11 protein-coding genes are annotated in these 13,888 nt (G+C 33.3%); 2 read left to right on the forward strand and 9 right to left on the reverse strand.

Annotation, left to right across the window (positions count from 1 at the left end; translation table 11 throughout):
- Positions 1–311 precede the first annotated feature (311 nt).
- The 5 genes from CN692_RS16895 to CN692_RS16915 all read right to left on the reverse strand — a co-directional run bounded on the left by CN692_RS16895 (position 312) and on the right by CN692_RS16915 (position 8,213).
- The gene (locus tag CN692_RS16895; protein WP_257144053.1) at positions 312–4,073 is read right to left on the reverse strand and encodes a S8 family serine peptidase; all 3,762 of its coding nucleotides are present in this window, start codon (positions 4,071–4,073) and stop codon (positions 312–314) included.
- A gap of 483 nt (positions 4,074–4,556) precedes the next feature.
- Positions 4,557–5,093, reverse strand: coding sequence for a hypothetical protein (locus CN692_RS16900; RefSeq protein ID WP_098120343.1), 537 nt, complete (start codon positions 5,091–5,093; stop codon positions 4,557–4,559).
- Between the two features lie 309 nt (positions 5,094–5,402).
- Positions 5,403–6,146, reverse strand: coding sequence for an AlbA family DNA-binding domain-containing protein (locus tag CN692_RS16905; RefSeq protein WP_179865387.1), 744 nt, complete (start codon positions 6,144–6,146; stop codon positions 5,403–5,405).
- A 144-nt stretch (positions 6,147–6,290) separates the two neighbouring features.
- Positions 6,291–7,247, reverse strand: a complete 957-nt coding sequence (locus tag CN692_RS16910; RefSeq protein ID WP_098120345.1) for a hypothetical protein — start codon at positions 7,245–7,247, stop codon at positions 6,291–6,293.
- A 594-nt stretch (positions 7,248–7,841) separates the two neighbouring features.
- Positions 7,842–8,213 (reverse strand): MerR family transcriptional regulator, encoded by a 372-nt coding sequence (locus tag CN692_RS16915; protein ID WP_098120346.1) that lies wholly within the window; start codon positions 8,211–8,213, stop codon positions 7,842–7,844.
- Between the two features lie 101 nt (positions 8,214–8,314).
- On the opposite strand from CN692_RS16915, the gene CN692_RS16920 reads away from it, so the two are divergent.
- Positions 8,315–9,145 carry an SDR family oxidoreductase gene (locus CN692_RS16920; RefSeq protein ID WP_098120347.1) on the forward strand — a complete coding sequence of 277 codons (831 nt, stop codon included), beginning with the start codon at positions 8,315–8,317 and terminating at the stop codon, positions 9,143–9,145.
- 450 nt (positions 9,146–9,595) lie between these two features.
- Here the strand turns inward: CN692_RS16920 and CN692_RS16925 are convergent, their stop codons facing one another.
- Positions 9,596–10,027, reverse strand: a complete 432-nt coding sequence (locus CN692_RS16925; RefSeq protein WP_142317286.1) for an AbrB/MazE/SpoVT family DNA-binding domain-containing protein — start codon at positions 10,025–10,027, stop codon at positions 9,596–9,598.
- A gap of 297 nt (positions 10,028–10,324) precedes the next feature.
- A complete protein-coding gene (locus tag CN692_RS16930; RefSeq protein ID WP_098120348.1) occupies positions 10,325–10,525 on the reverse strand; it encodes an alpha/beta-type small acid-soluble spore protein in 201 nt (66 codons plus the stop codon).
- A 307-nt stretch (positions 10,526–10,832) separates the two neighbouring features.
- Here CN692_RS16930 and CN692_RS16935 point away from each other — a divergent pair, with 307 nt between their 5' ends.
- Complete coding sequence (locus tag CN692_RS16935) at positions 10,833–11,771, forward strand: patatin-like phospholipase family protein (protein ID WP_098120349.1); 939 nt, start codon at positions 10,833–10,835, stop codon at positions 11,769–11,771.
- A gap of 75 nt (positions 11,772–11,846) precedes the next feature.
- Here CN692_RS16935 and CN692_RS16940 read toward each other — a convergent pair whose 3' ends face one another.
- Both CN692_RS16940 and CN692_RS16945 read right to left on the reverse strand, forming a co-directional pair.
- Positions 11,847–13,166: a DUF4179 domain-containing protein gene (locus tag CN692_RS16940; RefSeq protein ID WP_179874466.1), complete on the reverse strand. Its 1,320-nt coding sequence runs from the start codon at positions 13,164–13,166 to the stop codon at positions 11,847–11,849.
- The gene (locus CN692_RS16945; protein ID WP_218923225.1) at positions 13,159–13,680 is read right to left on the reverse strand and encodes a sigma-70 family RNA polymerase sigma factor; all 522 of its coding nucleotides are present in this window, start codon (positions 13,678–13,680) and stop codon (positions 13,159–13,161) included. Before CN692_RS16945 ends, CN692_RS16940 begins: the two co-directional genes overlap by 8 nt.
- Between the last annotated feature and the right edge of the window lie 208 nt (positions 13,681–13,888).

Consider the following 13,888-nt stretch of genomic DNA (forward strand, 5'->3'; position numbering starts at 1 on the left):
CTTTGATCATAACTGAGCCGTTTCACTCGTTAATTGTGCAGCTTTCATTGATAATTAAGCCACTTCGACCGTTTTTCATGCCATGTTTACATACTATTTATGGTTTTATCCCTTAATAAACTCCGTAAAAGTAATTTATCAACGGCTATTAGCAATATATCAACGAAGAATAGTATTATATCAACGAGTTTTAGTGTTATATCAACGAAGTTCACAACTTTATCAATATTGTTCAAATAGTGTTCGTAATTTTTATTCAACGTAAAAGAAAAGCACCCCCTAAAATAGGAAGGTGCCCTCTCACATTCTACTTATTTCAATCCAAAAGCCTTAATTACATCTTGATTAATACTATTACCTGCATCATCCCAAGCGCTAGCTCTTAAAGATACAGATGTTGCCTTTTTACGATTTTCGATTCTTGCTTTCCATCCATCTTTTTCACGATTTAGATCAACAATTTCCCAAGTCTTGCCTTCGTCATATGAAACTTCTAGCGTTGCACCTTTGATTTTACCGTTTCCTGGTGCACCTGCTACAGGGACTGCTTTTAAGTCTAAATCGATCCAACGACCTGATTTTGCATCTCCATTCATGTCAGTATCTACGTTATAATCTAGTGAGATTAATGGAAGATCTGTTTTATATTCTTCTTGTTGCTTAGACCAGAATGTCCACTCTGTATGTGTTTTAACAGATTTATCGAAACGTGCTGGGTCGCGCCAAGCATCACTTACTACTTTATACTGAGTATTTGCAGTTGGGAATTCAGTAAATGCGTAAATTGCTTGTCCGTCCGCTGCCTTAATCAGTTTAGAACCTTGATATAGTTTTAGAGTTTGTGAACCTGGATAATTTGTTTCTGAACCTGTAGTTCCTACTCCAGAATCAGCCCATGCAGGAATGTTGATGACTAAGTTGTTTCCTGTACGATACGGCTTCCAGAAACCATCACCTAAACGAGGACGAGCAACTGGCGAGAACCAATCTTCATCAAGTGTTTGTCCTGGTTTGTATGTTGCTAGTGGTTGACGTACTTCCCAAGCAGCATCTAATACGCTAGCTTGATGGTACCATGATGTACCTTTTTGAGTAGAAACCCATTCAGTTCGTACTGATGGTAAGTCTAATTTAAATTGGTAACCAACACCATTTGTTCTGTAAGATGGGATATCCCAACGGAATTCCCCGCCTGCTGTCGGACGATCCGATTTATACTGAGCATTAATTTTTGCAAGTTCATTTGCTTTTGGTGAATAAGTTAAATCATTTGGAATTGCATTGTCATGGTTATCAACAAGATCATAAACGTATTTCGTATTAGGAGTACCTTTTACGTCTATTTTCGCTTTTTTAGATTTCGCAGCTTCAATCAGTTTTTTACCTTCTGTTTGGCTAATTGCTACAACTGAAATCGGAGAATCTGAAAGTGAGTAATCTTCGTTTTCAATACCGACATATTCACTAATTTCTTTCGGCCCATCATTTACTGTAATAACTAATTTTGCTCCTGCTGCGTATGCTGCTGCAGCACGCTCTGAACCAGTTACTTCATCACTTCGATCAACGATAACTGCTTTCCCTTTAACATTTAATCCTTTATAGTCTGCTGGTGCACCTTTACCTGCATAAACAGCGTCTAAGTTGTATTTTCCATCTAGTAATGTACTTCCAGCTTGTGGAATTTCGTCTAATTCATTGCCTTTGAAATTAATTGTCATGTAAGGTTCAATCAATCTCCAGCGAGTGTTAAATGCAAATTTTCCATTTTTAACTTTCTTAGTTGGCTCAGCATACATCTTATCAACTGTAACTGGCATCACATAAATATCGCCAACACTATTACCATCTACTTCACGGTAATATTCCATTTTTCTAAAGCTTGCTTCTGTTTTATTTGGTACGTTTGCTGTAATTTCATTCGCTTTACGTGCATCCAAAGTAACAGTTTGAGGACCATTCAAGTTAATTTCTGGGTTTCCTACTAGAGCAACACCAGCATGATCTGTTTCAGTATCAACATCCATCATTGACATTGCAGAGTAAGTTCCTGGTTTTAGACGTAATTCTGTAGTACCGTCAATTGCAACAACCTCTGGAACACCATCTGGGCCAAGTAAAGTAATATACGCTAGAGTTGGGTTACCATCGCGACCAATTGCTTTTAAAGTAAGTGGATATCTTTCCTCTTCTTTAATCATAGCCGTTTGTGTATGCACAATTGTTTTACCATCAACATTTGCAGAAATTTGACCTTGGTAACGAGAACCACTAGCACCTGCATTCGGATCAAGTGATACTGTCACTTTTGCACTACCTTTTGCTGGAACTGTAACCTTATTTGTTGAAAGTTTAAACAAACCAGCAGGAGCATCTGCATCGTTATTATCGGTAATCTTCGCTGAAAGATCTAACGTTACTGCCTTATCGCTATCATTTGTGTACGTAATTGTTTTCTCTTTCGATGCATCATTATCATGAGGCCAAGCATAGAAACCAAAATCAAGTGAACCTGTCGCACGTAAATCACCTAAAGTTGCTGCTGCAACATCAAGTCGTCCAGTACCACCTTCAAATGGCTTAATATAATCAAGTTTTTTAGTTGTACTCATCAATGCATCTTTCAATTGAGATCCCGACCAATCAGGATGACGTTGTGAAAGAATTGCAGCTGCCCCAGCCACATGTGGCGTTGCCATCGAAGTACCACTCATAGAAAGATAAGATCCACTACCTTGACTTGAATACTGAGAACGTGCAGCAGTTATGTCTACACCCGGTGCTGTTAAATCAGGCTTTAACCCGTCACTTCCAAAACGTGGACCTTGTGATGAGAAATAAGCAAGATTATCAGACTTATCAACTGCTCCAACCGTAAGTGCCGCATCCGCTGCTCCTGGTGCCCCTATTCCTTCGCGACCCGTATTACCTGCCGCAATAACAAACAGTGAGCCCGTCTCAGCACTTAAATTATTAACAGCTTGAGACATCGGATCAGTGCCATCACTCGACTGATCACTACCTAAACTCATACTTACAACCTTGGCATTATGTGCTGCCCATTCCATCCCATCAATAATCCATGAATCAAGACCATAACCATCATTACTTAACACTTTTCCTACTAGTAAGCTTGCTCCTGGAGCTACACCTTTATATTTTCCGCCTGATGCCGCACCTGTACCTAGTACAGTCGATGCAACGTGAGTTCCGTGTGCATGGAAATCGCGTACATCTTCACCAGGGACAAAGCTTTTTGTTTCTTTTATTTGACCTGCTACATCAGGATGCTGAGCATCGATCCCTGTGTCAAGAACTGCTACTTTTACACCTGCTCCATTGTATCCAGCATTCCAAGCAGTAGGTGCTCCAATTTGTGGAACACTTTGTTCAAGAGTAGCCTTAACACGTCCATCTAGCCAAACTTTTTCAATTCCCGGTGTAACTAATGATTTTGTAGATTTCGTAGTGCTTGCAGATGGTATATTTTTCTTAACATCTTGCCAGAACTCTTTCGAATCCTTCTTATCAGCAGATAGTGCTGCTCCATTAATACTTTCAAGTTCATGTGTTTTCTTTGAAGCTTTTAATGTTGGCTTCACTGCAGAACGAGCTTTTGACTCTGAATATTGTACAATAACAGGTAAAGTCTTTTGAGAAGCATCGTCAAAACCTTCCGCAATTAATTCAGTAATATTGAATAAATTTCGATCCAATGCACCAGAAGCTAAATAAGGCATTGCTTGTTGAGGAATTACATATGTATCCTTGTTAATCGTCATGATGTGCGAACCACCACTAGCTTTATCTGCTGGCTCAACACTAATCACACTTTTTCCATCCGCAAACTCAGTTACAGTTACAACATCTCCAGTAATAAGCGTAATCACATGTTTCCCCGTACTTGCTTTTGCGTTAATCCCTTGAACATTCGTTTCAACAGAACTACCATTTGCTGAATTTAAACTCACATTGCTTGTCCCAGCAGCAAGCGCTTGAAAAGTCGGAACAGCAATAAGAGCTGTCGTCATCATCGCAGTAACATACTTATTTAACTTAGGCTTTCCTGTCATCTTACACTCTCCTATTCTGATAAAATAAAAAAAGCGACTTCTAATATGAATCTATTAAAAACGATTTTAATGTTCATATTTAAACCACTCTCAAAAAAGCACTCTACATTATCAAAATATAAAGAATATTCAATTATTGGTCAATTGGGTTATTAGCGTCCTGATTTATCAACGTTTTATTAAAACACTCTAACAGTTTTAATCATTTTCAAATGTAATTAACCCAATTTTTTTCTCAAAATAAATTGATAGAAATTAACTTTTCAAATTCTTATTTAGTTAAATACACCTACAAATAGATCACTTAGAATACTATTAATAGAAAATATATACCTACAACCATTTTACTAAGATTAATAGGAAATCACCAAAATACCATAAGAATTCATGAGTAAATATCTAGAATATAATGCTTTTAGCAATTATTAGTGCAAATTAAAAAGCCAAGGTTCTCCCTGACTTTTGGCCTTCCAATTAGACTACTTATTTCAACTTTCTCTTAAAAGTAAAACCCGTAGTTATTAAACACGAAATAAAAGCTACTACCGAAACGATTATCCCCATTAATAATCCTATTGAACTCATAATCAGATCTTCACCTTCATATGAAGGTTTTAGAGTTACTAACCAATAAATAAACAAAAATGACAATACTGCATAAAAACTACTTCCGCTTATACTCATTTTTAAACGGTTTCCATTTGTACCCTGATATGCTTTATTCACGATCATCCACAAAAGAAAACTTCCGACGACAGCCAAAACCATAACTAGCAAATGCATAAAAGGAATTATGAGAAACCCTAAAATGAAGAGAATAAGCAGTGTAATGAAAAACAATGCTGCATTCATAACAAATAAGAAAAATCCTGCCTTCCAATAGTTTTGAAACCAACTAGAATTTTTCAATTTTATGACCAGTTTATGATTTTCGTCAATTATAACTGATAGTTGATCCTTCTTCGATAAAATTATGACCACGCCAATTAAACCCATTAATAAAAATAAAGTCAATGACACTTTACCTCCAAATTTGCGACTTCTTTTACATAATCATAAAATGAAATATATTCCAGAAGTTAAGCAAACTATGAATTTAATGTGAAAAATAAAAATAGTTAAAACCGCAATTGTACCGGTATAACATAATTCTTTCACAAAAATATAGCAAACTTAAAAATTAAATCTAATAATTCGACTATAATAAAATATGAACATAATTGCGATTTAGAAAAGTAGAAATGGAATACAAAATAAGGAATGAAGATAAACTAATACTCCCCTGTCATCTTCATTCCTATAATTTTAGTATTCTATTCTTAATCTCCATCACTCAATATTACTAACCTCCAACACAATCTCAATCTTTCGCTTCTTTTTTTCAATCATTTTAGAAATAAAATCACTAAAATCCTCTTTATTATTCTTTTCGTTTTTTCTTGTCTCTCCACTAATTGCAGCGATTCGGTAAAGAACTTTCAATTGTTCCATATGTTCATTTAGACTCATGTTTGATAAATCTTCATACTGCTCAATTAACCTTTTTCTAAAAATAATTTCTAAGTCATCGCTAGTGGCAGTTTCATTTGAAGTGTTTTTTCTAATATAGATTTTATCCGTAAATAATTTATCTGAACCTCTTTTAGCGATAAAAGGAATATAACGATTTTGTTCGGGGATGTAAATAATGAAGAAGGTTTTGCCACTAAAGTATCCGTACATTTCATTTTCGTCGTAATCAATTTGTTGAAGGTGATAAGTTAAAATAGAAGGTAAATAACCATTTAATTTTCTTTGAAAATCAGTTGGGTCCTTGATCTCTTCTTTGAGAATTCCTACTGGATGATTATCGTCATTTACGCCAAAAATGATTGATCCTCCACCAGAGTTCGCCATTGCGATAATTAATTTAGCGATTTGATCCTCTCTAACGAATGTTTCTTTAAAGTCTAATGCATTATTTTCGCCAAATGATTGTTCAATCAGATTTTTAAGCGAAGCAATATCGAAATTCTTATCAGCATAATTAAACGTATTTAGAAATTCCTGCTTATAAATCGGCCTTTTAACCATCATTCCACCTAGTCTCATATTTTTTAAAATCTAAACTAGACCTGTTATTACATTTAATGTTAGAAAAAAAGAAATGGCACCTATAAATTCCAGAAATTTTTTGGTAAATGAATACAAAAAAACCAAAGCATTTTAGCTTTGGCTTTAAAAGTCACTAGGAAATATTCTTTGTTTGAAATGATATTCAACCGAACGATTATTGAACAGATTACTATAATTTACTTTAATCTTCTTAACTTCTAATTGTTTAATTTTCTCTTCTAATGAAAGCTTATCCGATTCGGTTAATTTTCCATCTTCAGACAAACTAGTAATTTCAGCTAATAATTCTTCAATTCTTGCATCACGATATTCTTTTTCTTCGTTTTGTTGGTATATCGTCATTTTAGTATGAAGGATTGAATTGACTAATTCATCTGCTCCACCCGAAAGCCTATTTAAGATTAATAGCTGTTCATTTAAAATTGCATTATCCAAGTCATAAGGATACCTTAATTGATGATCAATTTCGCTCCAGCCTTCTTCAAAAATCGTTCTTACTTGAATTTCAGCTAAATAGTTTACTTTAGTCATCTGCGACTTGATCACATAATGCCATGAGCGATATCCGGCATCATGAACTAAAAACTGAAACTTTTCTTCTTCAATATGCTGCTCACTCGTCATATCGCCCAAGCGATGGTAAATGGTCGCTTTTTCATGTAAATTCCAATTTTGCCTAATTGTTTTATCTATATCCGCTGCTTGATATTTATATAAATGTAATGCTCTTATTCCAATCAAATCCGTAATTTCAGATTTATAATTCGAAACATTTATTTCATATGCAGGATCAGATTTCTTACCTTTTATCGTCTTTCGAATAATTTTCTCAATTAAATGGTCAGGATATTTAATTCTTGATTTAACTGTATGTATTTCAGGATTTTTACGAAGTATTTCTGAAATAAATGTAGCCACAGTCTCAAGATTCGGTATTTCTGATATGTATTCTTTGTATATTTCAGTATATGTAGACCAATCCAAGCTATAATGTTCAAAATCTTGTTCATCTATTTTATATTTTTCAAAGAAATGTTTTTGATTATCTATTAGGCCCATTCATTTTCTCCTTCTAACATTGCATAACCATATCCTACCATATTTATGACAGAATCATACTTTTTCGATTTAATTCTCTGTTAAAAAACCCAAAGACATAATCCGCCCAAATTACGCGTGAAAACTATGTAGATTTTCGTTTTATTTTGTCGATTAAAGTCTACGAACAATGAAATCATTGATTTAATAAGAGCAAAATAACCCGGTTGACCATGACGTTGAGCTAATAGATAATATTCCTTAGATGTGGCCCATTAACATTAAAGTATACAGTAGTTTTGCATCAGGAAATGCATAGTTACTTAGTTGGAAAGATAACTTTAATTTAAAGACATTTGATATGAAAGGTGAATACTAATGAAATTTAAAAATGATGTAGAAGTTCAATAATATTTTAGAATTAACCTGTTACTATTTTAAAACGATAAACTTAGAAAAGGATTATTTTTCTATTATTTTAATCCTTTATAAGCTAATACATACTTTAGATAAATAATCGACTATTTGGTCGATTTTTTTATTGTGGAAAACGGCGATACAACTCATTTTTAATCCGATAGATCATATTTAATTTATTATTTTAACTGATTAATATTATGTCTTTTTAGGCTTATCCAATGACTTTCTATATTCTAGCATTATATTTAGTGTAACAAGCATTTGATCATATTCATTTCGCATCCGTTCGATCTCTGCTATTTTTTGAGAAATCCATTCAATTCGCTCTTCATTAGTGCGAGTATTTTCATCCTTATCTTGTAATACTTCCTTTAATTCAATTAAAGAACAACCCACATTCTGAAACTTTTTTATGAGTTTCAGCCGTTCGATCGCTTCGTCTGTATAGTTTCGATAGTTATTTTCTTCTCTTTGTACGTGACGACTGTCCAACAATCCTTCCTTTTCATAAAAGCGAATAGTGTGAACTGTTAAACCCATTTTATTAGCTAACTCATTAATCCTCAATTTATTTCCTCCTAAACGTCTTGCCTTAGAGTCAACTCTATAGTTTATACTACATTTGTTCAATCGATACTACAACTCAACAATTTAAGGAGGATCATCTTATGAAAATATTTGTAACTGGAGCAACAGGCTATGTCGGTACTGCTGTTGTACAAGAACTAATTAGTGTAGGTCATAAAGTTGTCGGGTTAACTCGATCTGAAAATGGTGCGGCGAAGCTAAAAGAAGCTGGGGCTGAAGTGCATCGAGGTGATCTTAACGATCTTGAAAGCATTTATAGCGGTGCCGTTGCTTCTGACGGTGTAATCCATCTAGCGTTTAATAATGACTTCACAGATTTTGCTAACTCGCTAAAAACTGATTTAAGCGTCATCGAGACAATCGGAAAAGCATTAGAAGGAACTGGAAAGCCATTTGTGACCACTGCTCACTTCAACGGAACTGCATCGGATAATGCAGTGATTGCTCTAGGAAATAGAGGTGTAAGATCTTCAGTCGTGTCACTTGCTCCTTCCGTACATGGTATTGGTGACAAGGGCTTTGTTCCTGGTTTAATCAATATTGCACGCGAAAAAGGTTTTTCTGCCTATATCGGTGAGGGATCAAATCACTGGACAGCTATTCACCGACTTGATGCCGCACGTCTGTACCGCCTTGCATTAGAAAAAGCTCCTGCCGGTATACTTCTAGATGGAGTGGCAGATGAAGCAGTGCCATTTCGAGACATAGCAACTGTCATCGGTAATAAACTAAATCTACCAGTTGTCAGCATTTCACCAGAAAAAGCAATTGAGCACTTTGGATTTCTAGGTACGATCGCTTCTGTCGACATCCCTAGATCAAGCGTACAAACTCAAGAACTTTTAAATTGGCAACCAATTCATCCAAGTTTACTAGATGATCTTGAAAATGGTCACTATTTTAAAAATTGAACGATATAAAATAGATAAAAACTCGCTAGATTGATAAGCTTTCTAGCGGGTTTTTTTATCTTGAATTGCAACCTATTATGTTCGAAATACAATCCCCAATACGAACAAACGAGCTACCATCCAGAGATTCTCCAAAAAAATTCATAAATTTTCAAAAAAAACTTCTTTTAATAGAATAAGTGTTCGTGTATAATAAAAACATCCAAACAAAACAGAACATACAATCCTAATAAAAAGTGGAACAAAAATCGAACAAAAGGAGATGTGACAAATGGAAATTATCATTTTATGTAGTGTCTTATTATCTTGGTGCATTTTAGAAGGTTTTAACAAATTTGTAGTAAATCGATGAGAACGAAGAAAGGAAAAAAGTTTGAATATTACTGCCTAAACAGAATCAATTAAAAAAGTGCTCTTCATCTTTGAATAAAGAGCACTTTTAACGTTTTTTTATTTAGCTATGAATTCTTGTAATTCTTTAATAAGTATTTCTGCACCATTTTTACTAACTATAATCTTGCCGCTATCAAACGAAAAATTATTTTCATCAACAACACCAGTTACCATACAAGCATTAGATGCAACAAATTGTTTAAGGATAATTTTATCTTCATCTACGAACACCTCAAAGGGTTCATATTTATTTAGGTTTAACATATTTCTTAATTCTTTTGGTAGGACAATTCTTCCTAAGTCGTCAAGTCTTCTGACGATACCACTTAGCCCTGAAGTTTCATCATACTTCGTAAGAATAATCATCCCGTCTTCAAAATGAATTTCAAATGGAGCGTTATTCCCTAAATTCATTGTAATTCTCAGTTCTTTTGGTAGAACGATTCTACCTAGATCATCTAGCTTTCTAATAATTCCAGTTGATTTCATACTTGCAACTCCCCATTTATTTCTCTCTCTATTTTTATATGCTCAATATAATTATTGAGTTTAGTATAATAATACCAAATTATTTTAATTTTCTCTCTACTTATATCGACTCATTTTTTTTAATATTAATACAAAATAGAAAATATTTCATTGATTTTTTAATAATTCTGTCAAACTCTTTTATTATTAACAAATTATGGAAAAAACTTAAGAATTAACTCATTAAATCACATAAAAAAAGAGTTAATCAATGAGTAATGAATTACCCCTAATCAACTCTTCCTTAATTTAATACTATTATCTTGAATATCCACCGAGACTTTGTTCAGCCATTTGAACTAAACGTTTTGTAATCTCTCCACCTACTGAACCATTTGCACGAGACGTTGAATCTGGACCTAAATGTACTCCAAATTCTGTTGCAATTTCATATTTCATTTGCTCAATTGCAGATTCAGCATTTGATGAAACGTATTGATTTGAAGATCTGTTTGCCATGATATGTAGCCCCTTTAATTAATATATTTTCTGATATATAAACTATCAGATTGCTGTTAGTATTTCATATTGAATTTAAAATATTCATCAAATACTTATTTCTATAACTTATTGAATGTTTCAACCTAAATTAAGCATTCATCTAAGACTTGAGATATTAAATTACACTGCAAAGATTGTCATTTTATTTCCCAAAAAATAAAATGATTGTTAATTGTCATTGAATCTATGAGTTATCACATTAAATAAAACTTTCCATATATTATATTAAGATATTTTTTAAATTCTGAAAGGTAGGTGTAACAAAATGAAATTAGATGGCATCTTTGAAGGCGGAGGAGTTCGAGGTATTGGACATGTTGGCGCTATTTGTGCTTTAGAAGAAACAGGATATGAATGGGCACGTTTAGCTGGCACTTCTGCAGGCGCAATTGTAGCTGCTCTTCTAGCAAGTGGATATACTGGAAAAGAATTAAAAGTAATTATGGAAAGTCTAGATTATAAGAAATTTATTACAAAAACATGGTTACACTATTTACCCTTAATAGGATTAGCTTTAAATGTCTTATTTAAAAATGGATTATATAAAAATGACTTTGAAGAAGAATGGTTGGATTCTTTATTATCTAGAAAAGGTATTCGCTTTTTCGATGATCTAGAAGAAGGAAAACTAAAAATCATTATCTCAGACATTAGTAATGGCAAAATGGTAGTTTTACCTGATGATCTACCTGAATATGGCTTAACTACGAAAAATATTACAATCGCTCAAGCAGTTAGAATGAGTGGTACAATCCCCTTTTTCTTTCAACCAATTAAATTAAAAACTCCTAACTTTAATTACCCAATTTTACTCGTCGATGGCGGTATACTAAGTAATTTTCCAATTTGGATTTTTGACGACCATCAAGATTGGCCAACATTTGGTTTTCGTTTAATAGATGATGAAATTATCGGTAAACCGCTAGAAGGCCATAACCCTATCTCTTTTTACAAATCTATCTTTATAACGATGAGACAAGCACATGATCTACGACATCTAACAGCAGAAGTAAACGAACGAACAATAAAAATCCCTACAGGTGACATCTCAAGCACTGACTTTTATTTAACTAAAAAAGAAAAAGAAGCACTTTTCACAAACGGTTACCAGGCAGCTAAAAAATTTCTTACTACTTGGGATTTTGAAAAGTTTAAACACGTTTATCCTTCTGAGCCCATTTGTAATAAAGCGAATAGTTTTTAATATCTAAAAAACGTAATCCTTTCTAGATATTCATAGAAAGGATTACGTTTTTATTTTTTCTTATTTTTAGTTAATTTATTTAACTCTTATCTTAGTTTCGCCTTCAATGTATGAAGGGAAAAATACAAGTTTTATTTTAATCGGATTCGTATACTTTTGACTAGAAGAAATCTTAAAACCTACTCTTTTTTTATTATCCTCAAAACTTGCTCCATAGGATTCATTAATTTCAATCTCTTTTCCTTTTGCATCAATGATTGAACTTCCGCCAAACATGGAGTAATTAAATTCATTTTTTGTATTTAAAGTAAACCATATAGTTTCTCCTTCTTTTTGAAAGTCAGTTAAATAATCACCTTTTGGCTGCTTCAGTATTTTTTGTTTCTCAGTATCTACTTCAAGATATTCATCTTCCTTATCAATAGCCTGAAGCCCATTTATGACCAAATATAATTCTTTTGGATCTTTAAAATAATTACTTTGAAGATAGTACGTTTTTTCTAATTCACTAGCTCCGCCTTCACTCATTCCATTACTAGACCACACTTCTCCATTTTGATCGACAAGTCGAATGTCTGGGAAGTCTAAAATTTCTTTAGTATTTGATGGATCTATTTCAACGTTCATAGCTACTCGAAGTGGAAAAATTGTAAGTTTCTTTATTTTAATTTTTTGTCCGTCAATTACGACAGTTTTATTTAAATTGTATATTTGATTCGTTTTTTCATGTTTCTTTATTGAAAATGGGATAGAAAACTGTTCTTTATCCTCTCCACTCTTAACTTTTAAATCTAATTTAAAATCTTTTTGCTCATAAGGCTCATTAAAATCGCATTCAACCGTGCTAGTATGGGAGCCTTTATATTCATTTTCACCTTCAAACGATAAACTGTGTACAGGTAATTCTTTTCCATCTGCCGCTTTAAGGTTCGCTACATTTATTTCAAAATTTTGCTTTTTTGATTTACCTTTAATCGTATAAAACACCACAATTTCTTGCTCATCAGCAATAACTGAATCAATTGTAACTTTAATACCGTCCTTTTCTTGGGATACATCAATCTTTTGTGCATATTTATTTTCCACAGCTGAGAGTAGTCCCTTATCATTACTTTGACGGATCTTTTGAACGATTTTCTCCATACCTGGAACTTTCGTAATATAATCAGCAAAAGTAGGAGATACACGAATACCAGCGAGAATCCCAAATAAAAATATCGAAGCAGCGAGAATAGACCAAATCTTAGTCAATCGCTTTTTTTTATGTATTTTATTACTAGCTTTTCCTTTTTGAAAACCAATTTGTATAGCTTCATCAATTTCATCAATCGGTAGATCAATGTTTTCGTATTTTTCTTTCCAATTTTTTAGTTCATTTTCTTCTTTTTCAAACACGGCCATTTTCTCCTTTCTCTTCAAGGATTCCACGTAATGAACTTAATGCTTTATTTAACCAGGTCTTCACTGTACCTTCTGGGCGATTCCACAAAATAGCTATATCTTTGATTTTGACATCGTGAAAATATTTTAAATGTAATAGCTGTCGCTGTGTTTCATCGAGCTTGGACATTGCTTCTTCAATCTCAATAGATTGATAGTCTTCGTTCGTACCTTGCTGCAAAATATATTCATCGTCGAAAGTTACTCTTTTATTCTTCTTTATATAATCCTGACAATAATTAATCATAATTCGAATAAGCCATGTTTTTACATAACTTGGTTCTCTCAATGTTTTAATATTTTGATAGGCGCGGAACGTTACTTCTTGAATTGCTTCAATCGCCTCATCTTTATTTTTCAAATAAGCAAGCGCAGTTTTATATAATGACAATTTATGCTCATGCATAATTGATAAAAATGCCTCTTCATCGCCTTTGATAGCCCTTTTCACTAGACTATAATCCTGCAATTTCAATCCCTCCATCTCGCTGTTCTATACATTAGACTCCTGAGAGCTAAAAAAGTTTTAATTTTTTTATAAAAATTAAAATTTCTTAAAAAAAATCGACATATCTTGTAATTATACATACTTCTCCTTTGTATTGAGCGTTACTTTCTACCTAAGTATCACCAGGAACTTATTTGTTGGAGGGGTTGAGTTGAAGATTTTCCAATTT

Origin of the sequence: Bacillus sp. AFS002410 (genome assembly GCF_002556365.1) — a bacterium.
Taxonomy (GTDB): domain Bacteria; phylum Bacillota; class Bacilli; order Bacillales; family Bacillaceae_G; genus Gottfriedia.

Bases quoted from the DNA above. Each gene is read 5' to 3' on its own strand.
- CN692_RS16895 (WP_257144053.1), bottom strand. From the start codon at position 4,073: ATGACAGGAAAGCCTAAGTTAAATAAGTATGTTACTGCGATGATGACG.
- CN692_RS16905 (WP_179865387.1), bottom strand. From the start codon at position 6,146: ATGGTTAAAAGGCCGATTTATAAGCAGGAATTTCTAAATACGTTTAAT.
- CN692_RS16910 (WP_098120345.1), bottom strand. From the start codon at position 7,247: ATGGGCCTAATAGATAATCAAAAACATTTCTTTGAAAAATATAAAATA.
- CN692_RS16920 (WP_098120347.1), top strand. From the start codon at position 8,315: ATGAAAATATTTGTAACTGGAGCAACAGGCTATGTCGGTACTGCTGTT.
- CN692_RS16925 (WP_142317286.1), bottom strand. From the start codon at position 10,027: ATGAAATCAACTGGAATTATTAGAAAGCTAGATGATCTAGGTAGAATC.
- CN692_RS16930 (WP_098120348.1), bottom strand. From the start codon at position 10,525: ATGGCAAACAGATCTTCAAATCAATACGTTTCATCAAATGCTGAATCT.
- CN692_RS16935 (WP_098120349.1), top strand. From the start codon at position 10,833: ATGAAATTAGATGGCATCTTTGAAGGCGGAGGAGTTCGAGGTATTGGA.